Here is a 15,591-nt window from a genome sequence, read left to right on the forward strand (position 1 = left end):
ACCGGTCAAGCGGGCAGTCGGGGCACGCTTTCGACGAGGCAACGTGTGTACGGGTGCGCGGGAGCGCCCAGCACCTGTGCGGTTTCGCCCTGTTCGACAATGCGGCCGTTCTCGAGGACGGCAGTGCGTTCGCACAGCGAGGCGACCACCGAGAGGTCATGGGAGACCATGACGAGAGTCAGGCCCTGCTCCTGCTTCAACTCGTTGAGCAGGTCCACGACTTTGACGCGAGTCGTGACGTCGAGAGCGCTGACGGGCTCGTCGGCGAGCAGCACCCGGGGGTCGCACACGGTCGCGCGGGCAATCGCGATGCGCTGGCGCTGGCCGCCGGAGAATTCGTGTGGATAGCGCTCGGCGGCGTCGGCCGGGAGTCCGACCCGCTCCAGGGCGTCGGCCACCTTGGGCACGGCCGTGCCCCGGCTGTCGATACCGAGCGAGCGCAGCGGTTCGGACACGATGCTGCCGACGCGCTGACGCGGGTCCAGCGACGAGTACGGGTCCTGGAAGACGCACTGCACGCTGCGCCGGAAACGCCGCATCTGCTCGCTGTCGCGGGGTTTCAGCGTCTCGCCGTCGAACAGCACTCTGCCGGAGGTGGCCCGGGCGAGCCCGAGCAGTAGCCGCAGCAGAGTCGTCTTGCCTGCGCCCGATTCACCGACGAGGGCGAGGCTCTGCCCGGTCTCGACGGCGAGCGAGATGTCCTCGACGACGGGCGCGGTGTGTCCTCGGTAGCTGAAGGAGGCTCCGTTCAGCTCCAGTACGGGCGTCATCGCGCGCTCCTCAGGTCCAGAGCCGATTCCAGCTGCCGCGCGCTTGCCACCAGCGCCTTGGTGTACTCCTCACGCGGGGCCCGCACGATCTCGCGGACGTCGCCCTCCTCCACAGCACGGCCGTCCTTCATGACCAGGACGCGATCGGTGACCTTCGAGACGACCGCGAGGTCGTGGCTGACGAAGAGGACGGCCATGTCCCGTTCCCGTACGAGGGTGTCGATCAGGTCGAGCATGTCGGACTGCACGGTGACGTCGAGGGCGGTGGTCGGTTCGTCCGCGATGAGCAGCTTCGGGTCGCAGGCCAGTGCCATGGCGAGCGCGATGCGCTGCCGCTGTCCGCCGGATATTTCGTGCGGGAAGGCGCGGCCGATGCGGTCCGGTTCGGGCAGCCGCACTTGCTCCAGCGCTTCCACGACAGACCGCTTCAGTTCGGCGCCCTTCAGCCCTCGCCTTCTGCTCAGCGGTTCGGCGATCTGCCGGCCGACGCGCATCAGCGGGTCGAGTGCGGTGAGCGGCTCCTGGAAGACGATGGCGGCGTCCCGGCCGCGTACATCCGTGAGCTGTTTCTCGCTCGCGCCCACGATCTGGGTGCCGGCGAGCTCGGCGCTGCCGGTAGCTGTCATGCCGTCGGGCAGCAGGCCGAGCACGGCGAGGGTGGTCAGCGATTTGCCGGAGCCCGATTCTCCGATGAGGCCCAGGCGTTCGCCGGAGGCCATGGTCAGCGAGAGGCCGTCGACGAGGATGCGTCCGTCAGCCGTACGGATCGTGAGGTCGCGTACGTCGAGGATGTTCATGCGCGCCTCCGCCGGGCCGCAGGGTCGAGAGTGTCGCGCAGTCCGTCGGCGATGAGGTTCACGCCGATGACGAGCAGGACGAGAAGGATCCCGGGGGCCAGGGCGCCTGCCGGGGCCGTGGTGAAAGTGGCCTGCGCCTCTTGGAGCATCCGGCCCCACGAGGCGTTGGGAGGCGGCGCTCCCAGACCCAGGTAGGACAGGCCGGCCTCGGCCAGCACCGCGAGCCCGAACTGGAGGGCCAGGTTCACCACGAGCGTGGGCCAGATGTTGGGCAGTACGTGCCCGGCCACGATCCGCGGCCACGACGTGCCTGATGTGCGCGCGGCCGTGATGTAGTCCTGCGCCAGGACCCGCTTGACCAGGATCCGCACCAGCCGTGCCACGACCGCGCTCTGCGCGAGGCCGATCGCCAGCACGGCGGACCCCAGCGTGGCCGAGCGGGCGGCGACGATGAGCATCGCCAGCAGCAGCGTCGGGAAGGCGATCAGGATGTCGAGGAACGCCGAGAGCGTGTCGTCGAGCCAGCCCTGCGCGAACGCGGCCAGCACTCCCAGTGTGCCGCCGAGAGCGGTCGCGATGAGGACCGATCCCAGGCCCGCTTCGAAGGCGATACGGGAGCCGGTCATCAGCTGGGTGAACAGATCGCGGCCGAGCTTGTCGGTGCCGAGCAGATGGCCCGCACCGGGGCCCGTGAGCCGTCCGCCGGATGTGTCGTCGGCTGCGTACGGGAGCCAGAAGATGGAGACCAGCGCGAGCACGGCGATCAGGGCGGCCAGGACGCATCCGACGGTCAACGTGTACGAGCGCTTCGTCGACTGCTTCATCGGGCACCTCCCGAGAGCCTGCCGCGCAGCCGCGGATCGATGATCCGCTGCGCGAAGTCGGCCGCGAAGCCGATGATCAGCACGGCGAGCGTGGAGACAAACAGCACACCCTGGATCACCGGATAGTCGTGCTGCGCGATGCCGGTCGCGAGCAGCGAACCGAGGCCCGGGAGCGCATACACGGACTCCACGACCACCGCGCCCAGCAGCGTGGACGCCAACTCGATGCCGAGGATCGAGATCACGGGTACGGAGGCGTTGCGCAGCCCGTGCCGCCACATGGCCTGTCCGAACGACGAGCCCATGGCTCGCGCGGTGCGCAGATAGTCGCTGCCCAGCACGTCAAGTGTGGCCGACCTGACGTAGCGGATCAGCGAGGCGCTCATCACGAGCGCGATGGTGAGGACGGGCAGGGCGAGTGAGCGGACCGCCTCGGCCGGCTGTGACCAGCCGTCCGGCGGGAAGCCGCCCGCGGGAAGCCAGCCGGCGTTCAGGGCGAAGACGGCTATGAGGATCATGCCGAGCCAGAACACGGGGACGGCGATGCCCAGTTGGGACACGCCGTTGAGCAGCGCGCCGTACCAGGTCCGGCGTCGGTGTGCCGCCACGAAGCCGATCGGAACGGCGATGAGCACCGCCAGGACGAAGGCGGCCAGCGTGAGCGGGATGGTGACGTTCAGCCGGGAGCCGATCTCGGGCCCGACCGGCAGCGAGCTGACGAACGACGTACCGAGGTCACCGCTCGCCAACTGCCCGATCCAGTGGATGAACTGCTCGGGCAACGGCTTGTCGGATCCGATGGAGTGCCGCGCCGCCGCGATCTGCTCGGGGTCGGCGCCCACGGAAGTGAGCGCGTTGGCGGGGTCGCCCGGCAGCATCCGCAGCAGCATGAACAGGACCACGCTCGCGAGCGCCAGCGAAACCAGCAGGAAGGCGAGACGGCGCAGAAGGTACCGAGCCATCAGCCCTTCTTGATGTCGTAGGCGAAGAACTGGGAGTTGAGGCCATTGACCGGGTAGCCGGACAGCTTGCTGCCGGCCACGACGATCTGCGGGTACAGGTACAGCCAGTCGCTGGCCGCGTCCTCGGCGGTCTTGCGGTTGACCTTCTTCAGGAGTTCGGTCTGCTGAGCGGTGCTGGACGCCTGCTCGGCCTCCTCGACCCACTGGGTGACCTGCTTGTTGTCGTAGCCCCAGTAGAAGTCGGGATTGCCGTACCAGACCAGGTCTCGGTCGTTGACGTGTTCCTGGAGCGTGGCCGTGAAGTCGTGGTTCTTGTAGACCTTCGTGTACCACTCGTCCGGCGTGATCGTGTTGATCTCGACGGTGATGCCGACCTTGGCGAGCTGCGACTTGATGAAGGTCGCGGCGGTCGGGTGCGGGTCATAGTTCGGGGTGTCGAGGGTGAAGCTGAACCCGTTCTTGTATCCGGCCTCGGCGAGCAGCTTCTTGGCGCGCGCGGTGTCGTAGCCGTTTACCTTGGTGAGGTCCTCGTACCACGGGTCGGTGGGCGGCACCATGGATCCGATGGGCTTGCCGTAGCCGCCCCAGACCGACTCCAGCAGTTTCTTGTCGTCGATGGCGGCGGAGACGGCCTGGCGGACCTTGACGTCCGTGAAGGGCTTGGCCTTGTCGTTGAAGGCGAGCAGCAGCTTGGTCGTCGAGTTGCCGTCGTTGACCTTGTAGTTCTGGTTGCTCTTGAACTGGTCGAGGGCGTCTGGCGACTGCTCGCTCGTGACTACGTCAACCGCGTTGGTCAGCAGCGCGTTGTTCAGCGCCGTGGCGTCCTTGTAGTAATGGAAGACGACCTGCTTGTTGGCGGCCGCGTCGCCCCAGTAGCCGGCGAACCGGTCGAGGCTGAGAGCGGATCCGCGGGTCCACTTGTTCAGCTTGTAGGGGCCGGTGCCGTCCTCGGCCGTCTTGAGGTCCTTCGCCTGGGAGTTGATGATCCAGACGTAGGAGAGGTTGTAGACGAAGGAGATCGACTTCTTCGTCAGCTGGACTTCCACCGTGTGCGCATCAGGTGTCTCGACGGACTTGATGACCTCGAGATTGCTCTTGCGTGCGGACTGCGAGTCCTTCGCGATCACCTTTTCCAGGCTGTACTTGACGTCCTGGCTGGTGAGCTTCTTGCCGCTGTGGAACTTCACCCCGTCGTGCAGGGTGAAGGTGTACGTGAGCCCGTCGCCGCTGACCTTGTAGTCCTGGGCGAGCAGATTCTTGATCTTGCCGTCGTCGGTGAGCTTGAACAGCCCTTCGTACACATTGCCGTTGAGCGCCTCGGTGACGCCCTGACCGCCGCCCGCGGTGTTGTCGAGGTTCTGCGGCTCGTAGAGCGAACCGATGTTCACCGTGGCGTTCTTGTCGTGCGCCCCTCCGGCGGCGCCGCCCGCGGTGGAGCCGCCGCCGCAGGCCGTGAGGGTCAGGGCGAGGGCGGCGGCGGTGGCTCCGCCGTACAGAGAAGTCTTCTTGATGCTCATGAGGAGTACGCGCTTTCGTGCTGCGAGGCGGAGGAGTAACGGGGTTGATCAGTGCTGCGCGGCGAAGCCGTCGCGGAAGACGGGTCGCTTCTCTCCGGCCTCTACGGGCAGGTGGAAACGGTTCTGCCGCGGCGGCATCGGACAGTTGTACTGGTCGGAGAATCCGCAGGGCGGCACGAAGGCACGGTTGAAGTCGAGGAGGACGCGGCCCTCGCCGGTACGGGTGACGAAGAGGAAGCGCCCGGCACCGTAGGTGATGTCGCCGTTGGTGGGGTCACCGAAGACGAGCAGTAGGGTGCCGTCGTCGTCGAAGGCGCTCAGTATGTAGTCCTCGCCGTCCAGGGTGAGCTTGATATCTCCCGGCACGGCGAGATCACGCGTGCCACCGTTGTCCCGGATGTGCTCGAACCCGACCCGCCTGGCACCCGGCACCGGGGTGTACGTGGCCTCCAGTACCCAGGCCGGGTCGTACGGGAAGACATCGGTTCGCTCGAAGTTCTGGATCGCGGGTGACTGCGCATCCCAGAAGCGGAGACCGTGCTCCGGCTCGCCGGTGACGAGGTCGGTGCGCTCGATTGTGGTGACGGTCACAGAATCCGGCTGACCGGAACGTGCCGCATCGATGTCGGGGCGCTCACCGGTCGGGGCCCAGCGGGTCTCGACGAGGGCGAGATTCCCGGTGGCCGAGGTGACAGAGCGCCGCCGCTCGGCGCGCCATGCCTCCCAGTCCCCGGCGGGGTCGGTCGGCTGGTCAGGTACTACGGCGGCGTGGGACACGGCATGACTCATTCACGTAGACGTGCGTCGGCTGCCACGCCTCGAATATTACGCTGCGTGACCTTCAACCCAAAGGACCTTCTTTATCTTCCATAAGGCGAGCTAATGTCAAATTTGGCTGAATAGTGAGACCGGGCCGGAGCCGCAGGCCCGAGCCGGCGGCAGACCTCAGCCGAGCCGTGCGAGGCCGGACCACAGCCTGCGCCGGAAGGGTGCGGAGGGAGCCTGCTCACCCGTACGCCTACGCGCGCAACGGTGAAGTGGGTGATACGACGGGACGTCGTCGCTGCTCGCCGACCGTACCGGTCCTGACATGCCATTGGCTGGAGCAATGACCGGCCCGAAGCCTTGCGGCGCAGCAGGATGGACGTCTTGACAACGTCTTGTGTCAGGAGTTCCGCGTGTACAGGCTCTGTGAGTGGTCCCGCCAGGAGAGCCATCCGCGTGCGGGCCACGCGGTGTCTCCGTGCTCCGGCGGGGCAGCGTCCGCGCTCGCTCCGCGCCGGAGGGCGCAGTGAGGTGGCCAGGCCACCCCGGGGCGGCGAACGGCTCGGCGGCGCGGCCTGACAGCGGGGGCCCACCGGTGCCTGCCACACCGGCATGGATGCGCTGGCTGCCCGCCTTCTACGTCGCGGGCATCCTGGTAATCGAACCCCTCACACCCGTGCAGTGGCCTGTGAGCTTCCTGCTCATCGCCCTCCCCGTGATCGCCGCCTTCGCCCACGGCCCCGCTGCCGTCGCCGCCGTCACCGTGTTCGCGATCGCCTTCGAAGCGGTCCTGGCCGGCACCCCGTGCTGCGCGGGCCGCCCGGTGAGCTACGTGTGGGACCGCCACTACGTGACCGCCTACGTGTGCACCGCTCTGGTCGGCATCCTCGGAACAATCCTGTCTGCCCACCGAGTTCGCCGGGAACGCACCCTCGCCAATGTGCGTTTCGTGGCCGAGATCGCGCAGCGTGTCCTGCTCAGCCCGGTCCCTCACCGCATCGGCCCCATTCTGGTGGAAGCCCTCTACCTGTCCGCCGCCGCGGAAGCACGCATCGGCGGCGACCTGTATGAGGCCGTCCCCACCACGTACGGACTCCGCCTCGTCATCGGCGATGTCCGCGGCAAGGGACTCCTTGCCGTGGAGACGGCCGCCACCCTCCTCGGCGCCTTTCGCGAGGCCGCCCACGACGAACCCGACCTCGCCGCCGTTGCCCGCCGGGCGGAGACGAGCATGAACCGCAGGGCCGCCCGCCTGGCCGGAAGCGACATGGGCGAACGCTTTGTCACTGCCGTCTTCGCGGAGATCCCTCGCCGGCACGTGGTCCGCATCGTCAACTGCGGCCACCCCCCGCCCCTGCTCATCCGCTCCGACGGGGTCACCGAGCTGGAGACGGCCGACCCAGCACCGCCCCTCAACCTGGGCATGCTCCTCACCGAGTCCTACCGGGTCGACGAGTACGCCTTCGGCCCCGGCGACCAGTTGCTGCTCTACACCGACGGCGTCACCGAAGCACGCGACCTCACCGGGGCCTTCTACCCCCTCCGCCAGCGTGTCCTGTCCTGGGGTCCTCTCCCGCCCCGGGAACTCCTCGACCGCCTCCACCACGATCTCCTCATCTACAGCAACAACCGCCTCCACGACGACACCGCGGCTCTCGCCGTCTACCACCTGCCCGACTAGCCCTGTCCTGCCGATCTTCGCGTGCCCGGAACGCCTGGCGCGGCACCTCGCCGCGTTGTCGTCAGTCGCCCGAGTACGTCCAGTACGAGGACGATCCTCCGCCTTGCGATGCACCGCACCAGACGCCCCGGGCCGGTCCACGAAGATCGACAGGACAGGATCTAGCTAGAACCAACACTCACCCCACAGCCCGCCCCCGAAGGTTCCGCGCTCGGGCTCGGACACGCCGGTGGGGAATTCACCTGGCCGGGCCCTGCGCCACCGGCCCGACTCGTGCACTGCCCGGGGGCGGTGCACTGTGGATGACGTGGGTCTCAGTGAACGCTTCGCGGGTCTGCGGGAGTCATGGCGGCCGAGCCATGCGCTGCTGGTGATTCCCGTTGCGCTCATCGTCGTGATCACGGTCGTGGACATCCTGTCGCCGGAGGACGTCCGTCTGGGGCCGCTGCTGGTCATCGCTCCCGCGATCACCGCCTCATTCGCCGGTCCGCTGTCCACCGGGGTGATCGGAGTCCTGGCCGTCGCGGCCCAGGCGTACATCGGTCTGCACTTCGGCATGCTGACCTCTCGGGGCGTGCTCGTGCAGATTGCCGCGATTGCCGTGCTCTCGGCGCTGGTCGTCTTCTTCTGCCTGATACGCGAGCGGCACGGCCGGGAACTCGCCCAGGTACGGTCGGTGGCCGAAGCCGCGCAGCAGGTCCTGCTGTGGCCGCTCCCCGACCGCATCGGGCCGCTGAGGGTCGCCTCGCTGTACCTGGCCGCGGAGGACGAAGCCCTGATCGGGGGCGACCTGTACGCGGCCACCCGTACCGGAGGCGGAACCCATGTGATGATCGGTGATGTGAGAGGCAAGGGCCTGGCCGCCATCGGAGAAGCCGCCCTTCTGCTCGGCGCCTTCCGCGAGGCCGCCCACCACCACGCCAGCCTGCCGGCCCTCGCCGCCGCCCTCGAACGGAGCGTCGGCCGCTACCAGGCCGACTTCGAGCCGGAAAACGAGGCCGGGGAACGCTTCGTCACGGCACTCCTGCTGGAGATCCCCGACGATGACCCTGTCATCCGCATGACCAGCTGCGGACACCCCGCCCCGCTGCTGCTCAGCCCAGGACATTCCGTCAGCGTCCCGAGTCTGCACCCCGCGCCCCCGCTGGGGGTCGGCGGCACAGGGCAGACGGGCTACACCGTTGACGTGTTCACCTTCGAGGACGGCGACACCCTTCTCCTCTACACCGACGGCGTCATCGAAGCACGCGGCCGAGAGGGAGACTTCTATCCGTTCGCCGAACGGGCCGCCCGGTGGACCGACAGTTCTCCGGAGATGCTCCTGCGCCACCTGCGCCGCGACCTCCTGGCCCACGCCGGCGGGTGTCTCGGTGACGACGCCGCTGTCATCGCGATCCATCGCATACCTGCCGTCGATTCGAGACTCCATCACGGAAAGGCCGCCCGGTCCGACGGCTTCCGTCACGGCTCCGGAGGAACGGGCCCAGCACGGGAGCGCTGACCGGAGCCCGACACCAGTCCTGGTCAGGCCCTCGGCACGGCAGGACGTGGGGATGTGTGTGCCGCCTACGGCGCGCAGAAGATCGCCGCCCGCGCCCGCGAACTCGTCGACCAGGGCACCCCGGTCGAGGCGGCCTGCCGCATCGTCGTCCTCGAGGACCAGCTCGACGAAGCCCGGCGCGCCAACTGCGCCGGGCCGCCGAATCCCGCCCCGGAACCTGAACCGCCCACCACAGACGGGTAGTTGAGCGGCGAGGCCCGGCCGGTCACGCCCGGGAGCGCGTAGGCGACCGTACCGCCGTCCAAGGCATCGGCTGATCATCGGGTGGCCCGCCATGCGTCGCGTTGTCCGACGGAAGGGCCTCACAGCAACGACCTCGCGACGTGGAGGGAGATTCCGAACGACCGTCCATGGACTTCAAGTTCGCGGATCCGGACGACGCAATCGATGCCGTCGACGACTGAGGCGGCAGGTTGTTCACCACGCCGGGAAGCCGAAGGACCGGCATGGTCGGCGTGTCGCCGACCATGCCGGTCCTGGCTCGCGAAGCGGGCGCGGGGTCTACAACTCAGTAGGCAGAGTTGACGTTGTCGATCGACCCGTAGCGGTCGGCGGCGTAGTTGGCGGCCGCGGTGATGTTGGCGACCGGGTTGGTGAGGTCGTTCGCGGTGCCACCGACGTGGTAGGCGTTGAAGGTCGGCTGGATGACCTGGAGCAGCCCCTTGGACGGCACACCGTTCTTCGCGTTGACGTCCCAGTTGTTCTGAGCGCCGGGGTTGCCGCCCGACTCACGCATGATGTTGCGGTGCAGCCCCTCATAGGTGCCGGGGATGCCCTTGGCCTTCATGATGGCCAGCGACTCCTTGATCCAGCCGTCGAGGTTGTTGGCGTATCCCTTGCCGCTCTGGCCACCGTCCGCCGAAGCCTTGACCACGGAGACGCTCGCCGGTGCCACCTCGGCGGCGTGCGCGGATGTCGACGTCAGCGTGAGGGCTGCTGCCGCGGCACCCACGGTGGCTATACCGGCGACGGTGAGCCTACGGAGGCGGGCGATGCGGCTGGTGCGGGTCTGGGTGTACGTGGTCATACGGAAGGAACTCTCCAATGGGGACGTCTTGGTGTTGCCGGCCGGTCTCGGTTGCGGCGGCTTGCGGAGCCGAACTCCACTGCTGCGGGTCCGAGCGAACCGATCCGGCGAAACCGCCGGGCCCGACCACTGCTCCCTGCAACGACAGCCATGGTTAGCGGCGGACAGGGCGGAGCGCAATTATGTGACGTACTACCCAACTACGGAGGAATGTCCGAAATGCTACGTTCTACGGCTTTTCTTCGCCTCTTGGGTGGCCTCCGACCTACTGTCACCCTTAGGATGTGACGCAGCTCCTATGGGTGGCATCACAATTTCACCCATGACACCGCGGTTCAAAGACGCAGCCCGGAACGTCCCGCCGCAGCCCTGTCGGCCCGCCTCGGCGTCAGCGGCGGCGCCCTTGACGACATCGCCCTGGTCGTCGTCCGCCAGGACCGGCGCACGGTCCGCGGCCGGGCCCGGTCACAGACTCAGGGGGCCGCCCGGCAGCGTGTCGGCCGGCAGTGCCTGCTCGGTCCAGATGACCTTGCCGTGGTCCGTGTAGCGGGTTCCCCACCGGTCGGCGAACTGGGCGACGAGGAACAGTCCCCGGCCACCCTCGTCCGTGGTGGCCGCCTGCCGCAGATGGGGCGAGGTACTGCTGTGGTCGGACACCTCGCAGATCAGGGAGCGGTCGCGGAGCAGCCGAACCCCGATGGGGCCGGTGGCGTAGCGAATGGCGTTGGTGACCAGTTCACTGAGGATCAGCTCCGTGGTGAACGCCTCTTCCGCCAGTTCCCATTCGGCCAGTTTGCGGGACACCTCGGCCCGTACCCGGGAGACCGACGAGGGGTCGCTGGGTACGTCCATCTGGACGACGTCCGCGGCGTCCAGTCTGCGAGTACGGGCGACGAGCAGCGCGATGTCGTCGCGGGCGACATCGGGCACGAGGGTGCGCAGGACCGCATCGCAGGTCTCCTCGGGTGTCCGGTCGGCGTTCTCGGCGAGAGTCCGGCCGAGGAGGGACAGGCCTTCGTCGATGTCCCGGTGCCGGTCCTGGACGAGTCCGTCCGTGTAGAGCACGAGCCGGCTGTTCTCGGGCAGCTGCGTTTCGAAGCTCTCGAAGGTCAGGCCACCGAGCCCCAGCGGCGGGCCGCCGGGCACCTCGGCGAATTCCCAGGTGCCGTCCGGGTGGACGACCACGGGCTGGAGGTGGCCGGCCCGCGCCATGGTGCAGCGCCCGGACACCGGATCGTAGATCGCGTAGAGGCAGGTGGCTCCGGCGACTTCCGCGTCGGCGCTGTCGACGGCCTCGTCCTGGTCGATCTGGGCGACCAGTTCGTCGAGGTGCCACAGGAGTTCACCGGGCGACAGGTCCAGGGTGGAGAAGTTGTGGACTGCTGTGCGCAGGCGCCCCATGGTCGCGGCGGCGTGCAGTCCGTGGCCGACGACATCGCCCACGACGAGCGCGACGCGGGCGCCGGGCAGCTGGATGATGTCGAACCAGTCCCCGCCGACGCCGCCCAGACCGGCCTGTGCGGGCAGGTACCGGTAGGCGACGTCGATGGCGTTCTGGTCGGGGACGCCGCGCGGCAGCAGACTGCGTTGCAGGGTCACCGCCATGGCGTGCTCGCGTGTGTAGCGGCGGGCGTTGTCGATGCTCACCGCGGCCCGGGCGACCAGTTCCTCGGCGAGTGACCGGTCCTCGTCCTCGAATGGTTCGGACTCCCCCGCACGCCAGAACAGGACGACGCCCAGGATGGCGCCGCGGGCGCGCAGCGGAACCGCGATCACCGAGTGGAATCCGTACGCGAGGAGCTCCCGGGCTCCTGCGGGATCCTGCCGCTGCCATCCGGAGGAGGCCGCCAGGTCCGCGTCGAGGACTGCCTCTCCCCTGCGCAGGCCGGCCCCCACGGGCGTGGTCGGCGGGTAGCGGAGCAGCGAGTCGACGGGTTGGAGCACCGAGTCGTTCCGTATGCCGCTGAAGGCGGTGCGACGCCACTCGGTCTCCAGGCCCGCGTGCGTGGGCTCCTCACCGCGCAGGACTGCCTGCATCACATCGACGGTGGCGAAGTCGGCGAAGCGGGCGGTCGCGAACTCCGCCAGTTCCTCGCACGTGCGCACCACATCGAGGGTGGTGCCGATCTCGGTGCCGGCCTGATACAGCAGACTCAGCCGTCCGCGCGCCACGTCGGCCCTGCCGGTGACCACCTGGAGCTCGGTTGTGTCGCGCAGGGTCGTCACGCTGCCGGGCGGGCCGCCGTCCCGGTCGGTCGACCGCTGGTTGACAGCGAGCAGACGCTCGCCGACCGGAAGCACCTCGTCGGTCACGGTCCTTCCCGAGACCAGCAACTCCATGGTGACCGGGTCGAGCGCGAGCTCGGTGACCACGCGCCCCTCCACATCCGCCGGCAGGCCGAGCAACCGGCGGGCCTCGTCATTGGCGAGCAGCAGCCGGCCGTCGCCGCTGAGGATGAGGACGCCTTCACGCACCGCGTGCAGGACGGCGTCGTGATGCTCGTACATCCTGGTCATCTCGGCGGGGCCGAGGCCGTGCGTCTGGCGACGCAGCCGTCTGCTCACCAGCGCCGTCCCGGCCATGGTGAGCATCAGGATTCCCGCGGCGGAGCCGAACAGGAGAGGGAACTCCTGCTCGACGACGCCGCTCACGCGCTTGATGGTGATTCCTGCAGAGACCAGACCCACCACGCGGCCGTCACGGCTGGTGACGGGTACCACGGCCTGCACGAGGGGTCCGATGGTCCCGGTGATTTCCTCGACGACGATGCCGCCGTTCAGCGCGGGCTTCAGGTTGCCGACGAACTTCTTCCCGATCTGGTCGGGCAGGGGGTGGGTGTAACGGACTCCGGCCCGGTTCAGCACGACGACGAAATCGACGCCGGTGAGCTTCCGGGCCCGCTCGGCCAGCGGCTGGAGCACCGCGGTCGGGTCGGGGCTCTTCAGTGCCGCCTCGATCCCCGGTGAGCTGGCAAAGGCCTGGGCGACAGCGACCGAACGGCTACGGGCTTCTTTTTCGCTGGCGGCCCGGGACTGCAGTACGAGCGCGGCCACTGCGGCGGCCACGAGCAACACCACGATCGCCACCTGCAGGAGAAAGACCTGACCAGCGACAGTTCGCATCCTGAGAACCGAGCGTCGGCGGCCGTCCCGTCCGATCATGCCCTCTTTGTACACCTTGCGCACACACTGGGCGACCCGTGCGTCGCACAGCGCGACAGCCGACGGGCAGGGACGCGACGCGTCACGGCGGGGCGGGTCCGGCCGTGACGAAGCGGGTCCGTCCGGCACGGGGCCCCGCCCGATACGGAGTCACTCGGGTGACGGAGAACCGCTTCCCGGCGGTGCTTCGGTGCCGGGACGCGGAAGAACGGTGGCGATGTAGTCCGCCACGGTCGCCGGCAGGCCGATGTCCCCCTGTACGGGCCGATACTTGTACGGGTGGTGCATACCCGGGCACGGTCGTACTGTCGATTCAGGAACGACCGCTGGAGAAAGGGCACCGCCACCGACGACTGCTGCTGACGCGCAGGCCTCGGCACATAGGGCGGGTCCGGTGCGACGCGAAGGCCGCCCGGGCTCGGAGAGAGGCAGCTGGGGAGCCGACATGCAACGAGACAGAATCAGAACAGCGGTCATGCTGTGCGCCACCGCGGCGCTCGCAGCAGCAGCGGTACCTGCATCCGCTTCCGCACGATCGTCCTCGCCCGCTCGCGCGGTGGCCGTCGATTGTTTCTCGAATTCACAAGTACGCCCTGATGACTTCCTGATCGCCTGCGGGGACGGCAACAACCGCCTCATCACGCTGCGTTGGACCCACTGGGGACCGGCGTCCGCCGTGGGCAGCGGACTCGACGCGGTGAATGACTGTCAGCCCTATTGCGCCGTGGGCAAGTTCCACTCCTACCCTGTCACGGTGCGGCTCGACCGCCCGCAGAGCTGGCAGAAACATCCTGAGCTCCAGCACTTCACCCGGCTGCAGCTCGTGTACACGGACAGCACGCCTGCGCAGACGCACCGGGTCGTGACGTACAAACTCTGGGACTGATGAGTCCAGGCGGTCGCCGGCGGCCGGGCTACCCGGCCGCGGCGGCGGTGTTCGCCGTCGGGATGGCCGGGACCACCCTGCCCACACCGTTGTACGGCCTCTACCAGGAACAGATCGGGTTCTCCGAGCTGATGGTGACGGTGGTCTTCGCCGTGTACGCCGTCGCGGTGATCACCGTGCTCCTGGTGGCGGGCAACTACTCCGACGAGGTCGGCCGCAGACCTGTGCTCCTGACCGCCATGGCTCTGTCGGCCGCGAGCGCGGGATGCTTCCTCCTGCAGAGCGGCCTGCCCCTGCTCTTCGTGGGGCGGCTGCTGTCCGGCTGCGCGGCCGGGCTGCTGAGCGGCGCGGCGACGGCGGCCGTCCTCGAACTGGCTGCTCCCGGGCAGCAGGCGCGAGCCGGTTTCGCCGCCACTGCCGCGAACATGGGCGGCCTGGGCTGCGGTCCGCTGCTCTCCGGCCTCCTCGCGCAGTACACGCCCTGGCCGTTGATGCTGCCGTTCTGGGTCCACCTGGGGCTGGCGACCGCGGCTGCCGGGATCACCTGGCTCCTGCCGGAGACCGTGCCGGAGCCGAAGCGGTGGCCGCGTCCGAAGCCGCAGGGAGTCTCCGTGCCTCCCGAGGTGAAAGGTGTGTTCACGCCCGCCTCGCTGGCAGCTTTCGCGGGCTTCTCGCTGCTCGGGCTGTTCACGGCGGTGGCGCCGAGCTTTGCCTCGCGCACCCTGGGTGTGCACAACCTGGCCGTCTCCGGCGCGGTGGTGTTCTCCGTGTTCCTCGCTTCGACCGTCGGGCAGTCCTTGACGCCACGGATCGGCGCGCGCCTCGCGCTCCCCGTGGGGTGCGGCATCCTCGTCGTGGGCCTGTTGCTGGTGGCGTCATCGCTGATCGCCGAATCCCTGCCGCTGCTCGTTCTCGGCGCGCTGTGCGGCGGCAGCGGCCAGGGACTGGCCTTTCGGGCGGCGCTCACCCTGGTCAGCGGCGCGGCCCCGGCACGGCATCGTGGCGGCACCATTTCGGCGTTCTTCGTCGTCGCCTATGCCGGGATCTCGCTACCGGTCGTCGGAGTCGGCGCCATGGCCACCTGGCTCGGGCTGCGGCCGGCCGGCCTGATCTTCGCGGGCTGCGTGATGCTGCTGGCAGCGGGCGCGGGAACATACGCAGCGGTGAGGCCGCCGCGGTGAACCGCGCATGGGACACGGCAGATGTCTGCGACCGCGGCAGGTGAACCGTACGGGAGTGAACGGGTGCCCTTGCCCGGCCACCGCCTGACACGGCAACAGCCCCCTGCTCTCACAGGGGGCTGCCACTGAATCCGATCTCTCTCTGAGAGGAGCCGTCCTCGCGGACCATGCTACGGCGATGGACGACCAGTGCCCACTCCAGCAGGGCTCACCCCAGGCGGTGCGAGACCGTCGGACATGGCTCGCCGGCCGCCGTGCGCCGCGTTTTCAGGGGCGCCATGCGCCCTGGTGCCGCTGAGAGCGGCGGCTGCGACCGCGGCATCCCGCACAGCGCCGATCGAGTCTGCCGGGCCTGGTCACCGGCACAGTGACCGGCTGCGCCGGGACCGGCCCTCCGGGGGATCCCGCAGGGCCGTGAGCCTGCGGCCCGGGGCGCCGCCGACATCCGTGACCGGGCA

12 protein-coding genes and 1 pseudogene are annotated in these 15,591 nt (G+C 68.8%); 5 read left to right on the top strand and 8 right to left on the bottom strand.

From position 1 onward, the window contains the following. Nucleotides 1–5: 5 nt before the first annotated feature. Genes ACZ7L9_RS12855 through ACZ7L9_RS12880 form a run of 6 tightly spaced genes read right to left on the bottom strand, consistent with a single transcriptional unit; the run spans nt 6 to nt 5,659 of the window. Nucleotides 6–770: an ABC transporter ATP-binding protein gene (locus tag ACZ7L9_RS12855; protein WP_471414879.1), complete on the bottom strand. Its 765-nt coding sequence runs from the start codon at nt 768–770 to the stop codon at nt 6–8. Further along, nucleotides 767–1,567 carry an ATP-binding cassette domain-containing protein gene (locus ACZ7L9_RS12860; RefSeq protein ID WP_471414881.1) on the bottom strand — a complete coding sequence of 267 codons (801 nt, stop codon included), beginning with the start codon at nt 1,565–1,567 and terminating at the stop codon, nt 767–769. The genes ACZ7L9_RS12855 and ACZ7L9_RS12860 overlap by 4 nt, the downstream gene beginning before the upstream one ends. After that, the gene (locus ACZ7L9_RS12865) at nt 1,564–2,391 is read right to left on the bottom strand and encodes an ABC transporter permease (RefSeq protein WP_471414883.1); all 828 of its coding nucleotides are present in this window, start codon (nt 2,389–2,391) and stop codon (nt 1,564–1,566) included. Before ACZ7L9_RS12865 ends, ACZ7L9_RS12860 begins: the two co-directional genes overlap by 4 nt. Beyond that, the gene (locus ACZ7L9_RS12870) at nt 2,388–3,353 is read right to left on the bottom strand and encodes an ABC transporter permease (RefSeq protein ID WP_471414885.1); all 966 of its coding nucleotides are present in this window, start codon (nt 3,351–3,353) and stop codon (nt 2,388–2,390) included. The genes ACZ7L9_RS12865 and ACZ7L9_RS12870 overlap by 4 nt, the downstream gene beginning before the upstream one ends. Continuing rightward, nucleotides 3,353–4,870: an ABC transporter substrate-binding protein gene (locus ACZ7L9_RS12875; RefSeq protein WP_471414886.1), complete on the bottom strand. Its 1,518-nt coding sequence runs from the start codon at nt 4,868–4,870 to the stop codon at nt 3,353–3,355. Before ACZ7L9_RS12875 ends, ACZ7L9_RS12870 begins: the two co-directional genes overlap by 1 nt. Before the next feature lie 48 nt (nt 4,871–4,918). Further along, a complete protein-coding gene (locus tag ACZ7L9_RS12880; RefSeq protein ID WP_471414888.1) occupies nt 4,919–5,659 on the bottom strand; it encodes a DUF1684 domain-containing protein in 741 nt (246 codons plus the stop codon). A 571-nt stretch (nt 5,660–6,230) separates the two neighbouring features. On the opposite strand from ACZ7L9_RS12880, the gene ACZ7L9_RS12885 reads away from it, so the two are divergent. From ACZ7L9_RS12885 to ACZ7L9_RS12895, 3 genes and pseudogenes are all read left to right on the top strand, one after another. Next, complete coding sequence (locus ACZ7L9_RS12885) at nt 6,231–7,316, top strand: PP2C family protein-serine/threonine phosphatase (protein ID WP_471414890.1); 1,086 nt, start codon at nt 6,231–6,233, stop codon at nt 7,314–7,316. Between the two features lie 307 nt (nt 7,317–7,623). Beyond that, nucleotides 7,624–8,817: a PP2C family protein-serine/threonine phosphatase gene (locus tag ACZ7L9_RS12890; RefSeq protein ID WP_471414892.1), complete on the top strand. Its 1,194-nt coding sequence runs from the start codon at nt 7,624–7,626 to the stop codon at nt 8,815–8,817. A 78-nt stretch (nt 8,818–8,895) separates the two neighbouring features. Further along, nucleotides 8,896–9,060, top strand: a pseudogene (locus ACZ7L9_RS12895) (MerR family transcriptional regulator); the annotation flags it as partial. Between the two features lie 325 nt (nt 9,061–9,385). On the opposite strand, the gene ACZ7L9_RS12900 reads toward ACZ7L9_RS12895, so the two are convergent. Both ACZ7L9_RS12900 and ACZ7L9_RS12905 read right to left on the bottom strand, forming a co-directional pair. Next, on the bottom strand, nt 9,386–9,904 hold the full coding sequence (locus ACZ7L9_RS12900; RefSeq protein WP_471414894.1) for a transglycosylase SLT domain-containing protein: 519 nt from the start codon (nt 9,902–9,904) through the stop codon (nt 9,386–9,388). Nucleotides 9,905–10,369: 465 nt separating this feature from the next. Further along, a complete protein-coding gene (locus ACZ7L9_RS12905; RefSeq protein ID WP_471414896.1) occupies nt 10,370–13,066 on the bottom strand; it encodes a SpoIIE family protein phosphatase in 2,697 nt (898 codons plus the stop codon). A 475-nt stretch (nt 13,067–13,541) separates the two neighbouring features. On the opposite strand from ACZ7L9_RS12905, the gene ACZ7L9_RS12910 reads away from it, so the two are divergent. After that, nucleotides 13,542–13,952, top strand: coding sequence for a hypothetical protein (locus tag ACZ7L9_RS12910; protein WP_471414898.1), 411 nt, complete (start codon nt 13,542–13,544; stop codon nt 13,950–13,952). Further along, on the top strand, nt 13,952–15,133 hold the full coding sequence (locus ACZ7L9_RS12915) for an MFS transporter (protein ID WP_471414900.1): 1,182 nt from the start codon (nt 13,952–13,954) through the stop codon (nt 15,131–15,133). The genes ACZ7L9_RS12910 and ACZ7L9_RS12915 overlap by 1 nt, the downstream gene beginning before the upstream one ends. Nucleotides 15,134–15,591 lie beyond the last annotated feature (458 nt).

It is taken from the genome of Streptomyces sp. NPDC111516 (assembly GCF_055635345.1).

What these genes read in the sequence shown, in the direction of transcription:
- ACZ7L9_RS12855 (WP_471414879.1), bottom strand. Translation starts at nt 770, where the DNA reads ATGACGCCCGTACTGGAGCTGAACGGAGCCTCCTTCAGCTACCGAGGA.
- ACZ7L9_RS12860 (WP_471414881.1), bottom strand. Translation starts at nt 1,567, where the DNA reads ATGAACATCCTCGACGTACGCGACCTCACGATCCGTACGGCTGACGGA.
- ACZ7L9_RS12865 (WP_471414883.1), bottom strand. Translation starts at nt 2,391, where the DNA reads ATGAAGCAGTCGACGAAGCGCTCGTACACGTTGACCGTCGGATGCGTC.
- ACZ7L9_RS12870 (WP_471414885.1), bottom strand. Translation starts at nt 3,353, where the DNA reads ATGGCTCGGTACCTTCTGCGCCGTCTCGCCTTCCTGCTGGTTTCGCTG.
- ACZ7L9_RS12875 (WP_471414886.1), bottom strand. Translation starts at nt 4,870, where the DNA reads ATGAGCATCAAGAAGACTTCTCTGTACGGCGGAGCCACCGCCGCCGCC.
- ACZ7L9_RS12880 (WP_471414888.1), bottom strand. Translation starts at nt 5,659, where the DNA reads ATGAGTCATGCCGTGTCCCACGCCGCCGTAGTACCTGACCAGCCGACC.
- ACZ7L9_RS12900 (WP_471414894.1), bottom strand. Translation starts at nt 9,904, where the DNA reads ATGACCACGTACACCCAGACCCGCACCAGCCGCATCGCCCGCCTCCGT.
- ACZ7L9_RS12905 (WP_471414896.1), bottom strand. Translation starts at nt 13,066, where the DNA reads ATGATCGGACGGGACGGCCGCCGACGCTCGGTTCTCAGGATGCGAACT.
- ACZ7L9_RS12910 (WP_471414898.1), top strand. Translation starts at nt 13,542, where the DNA reads ATGCTGTGCGCCACCGCGGCGCTCGCAGCAGCAGCGGTACCTGCATCC.
- ACZ7L9_RS12915 (WP_471414900.1), top strand. Translation starts at nt 13,952, where the DNA reads ATGAGTCCAGGCGGTCGCCGGCGGCCGGGCTACCCGGCCGCGGCGGCG.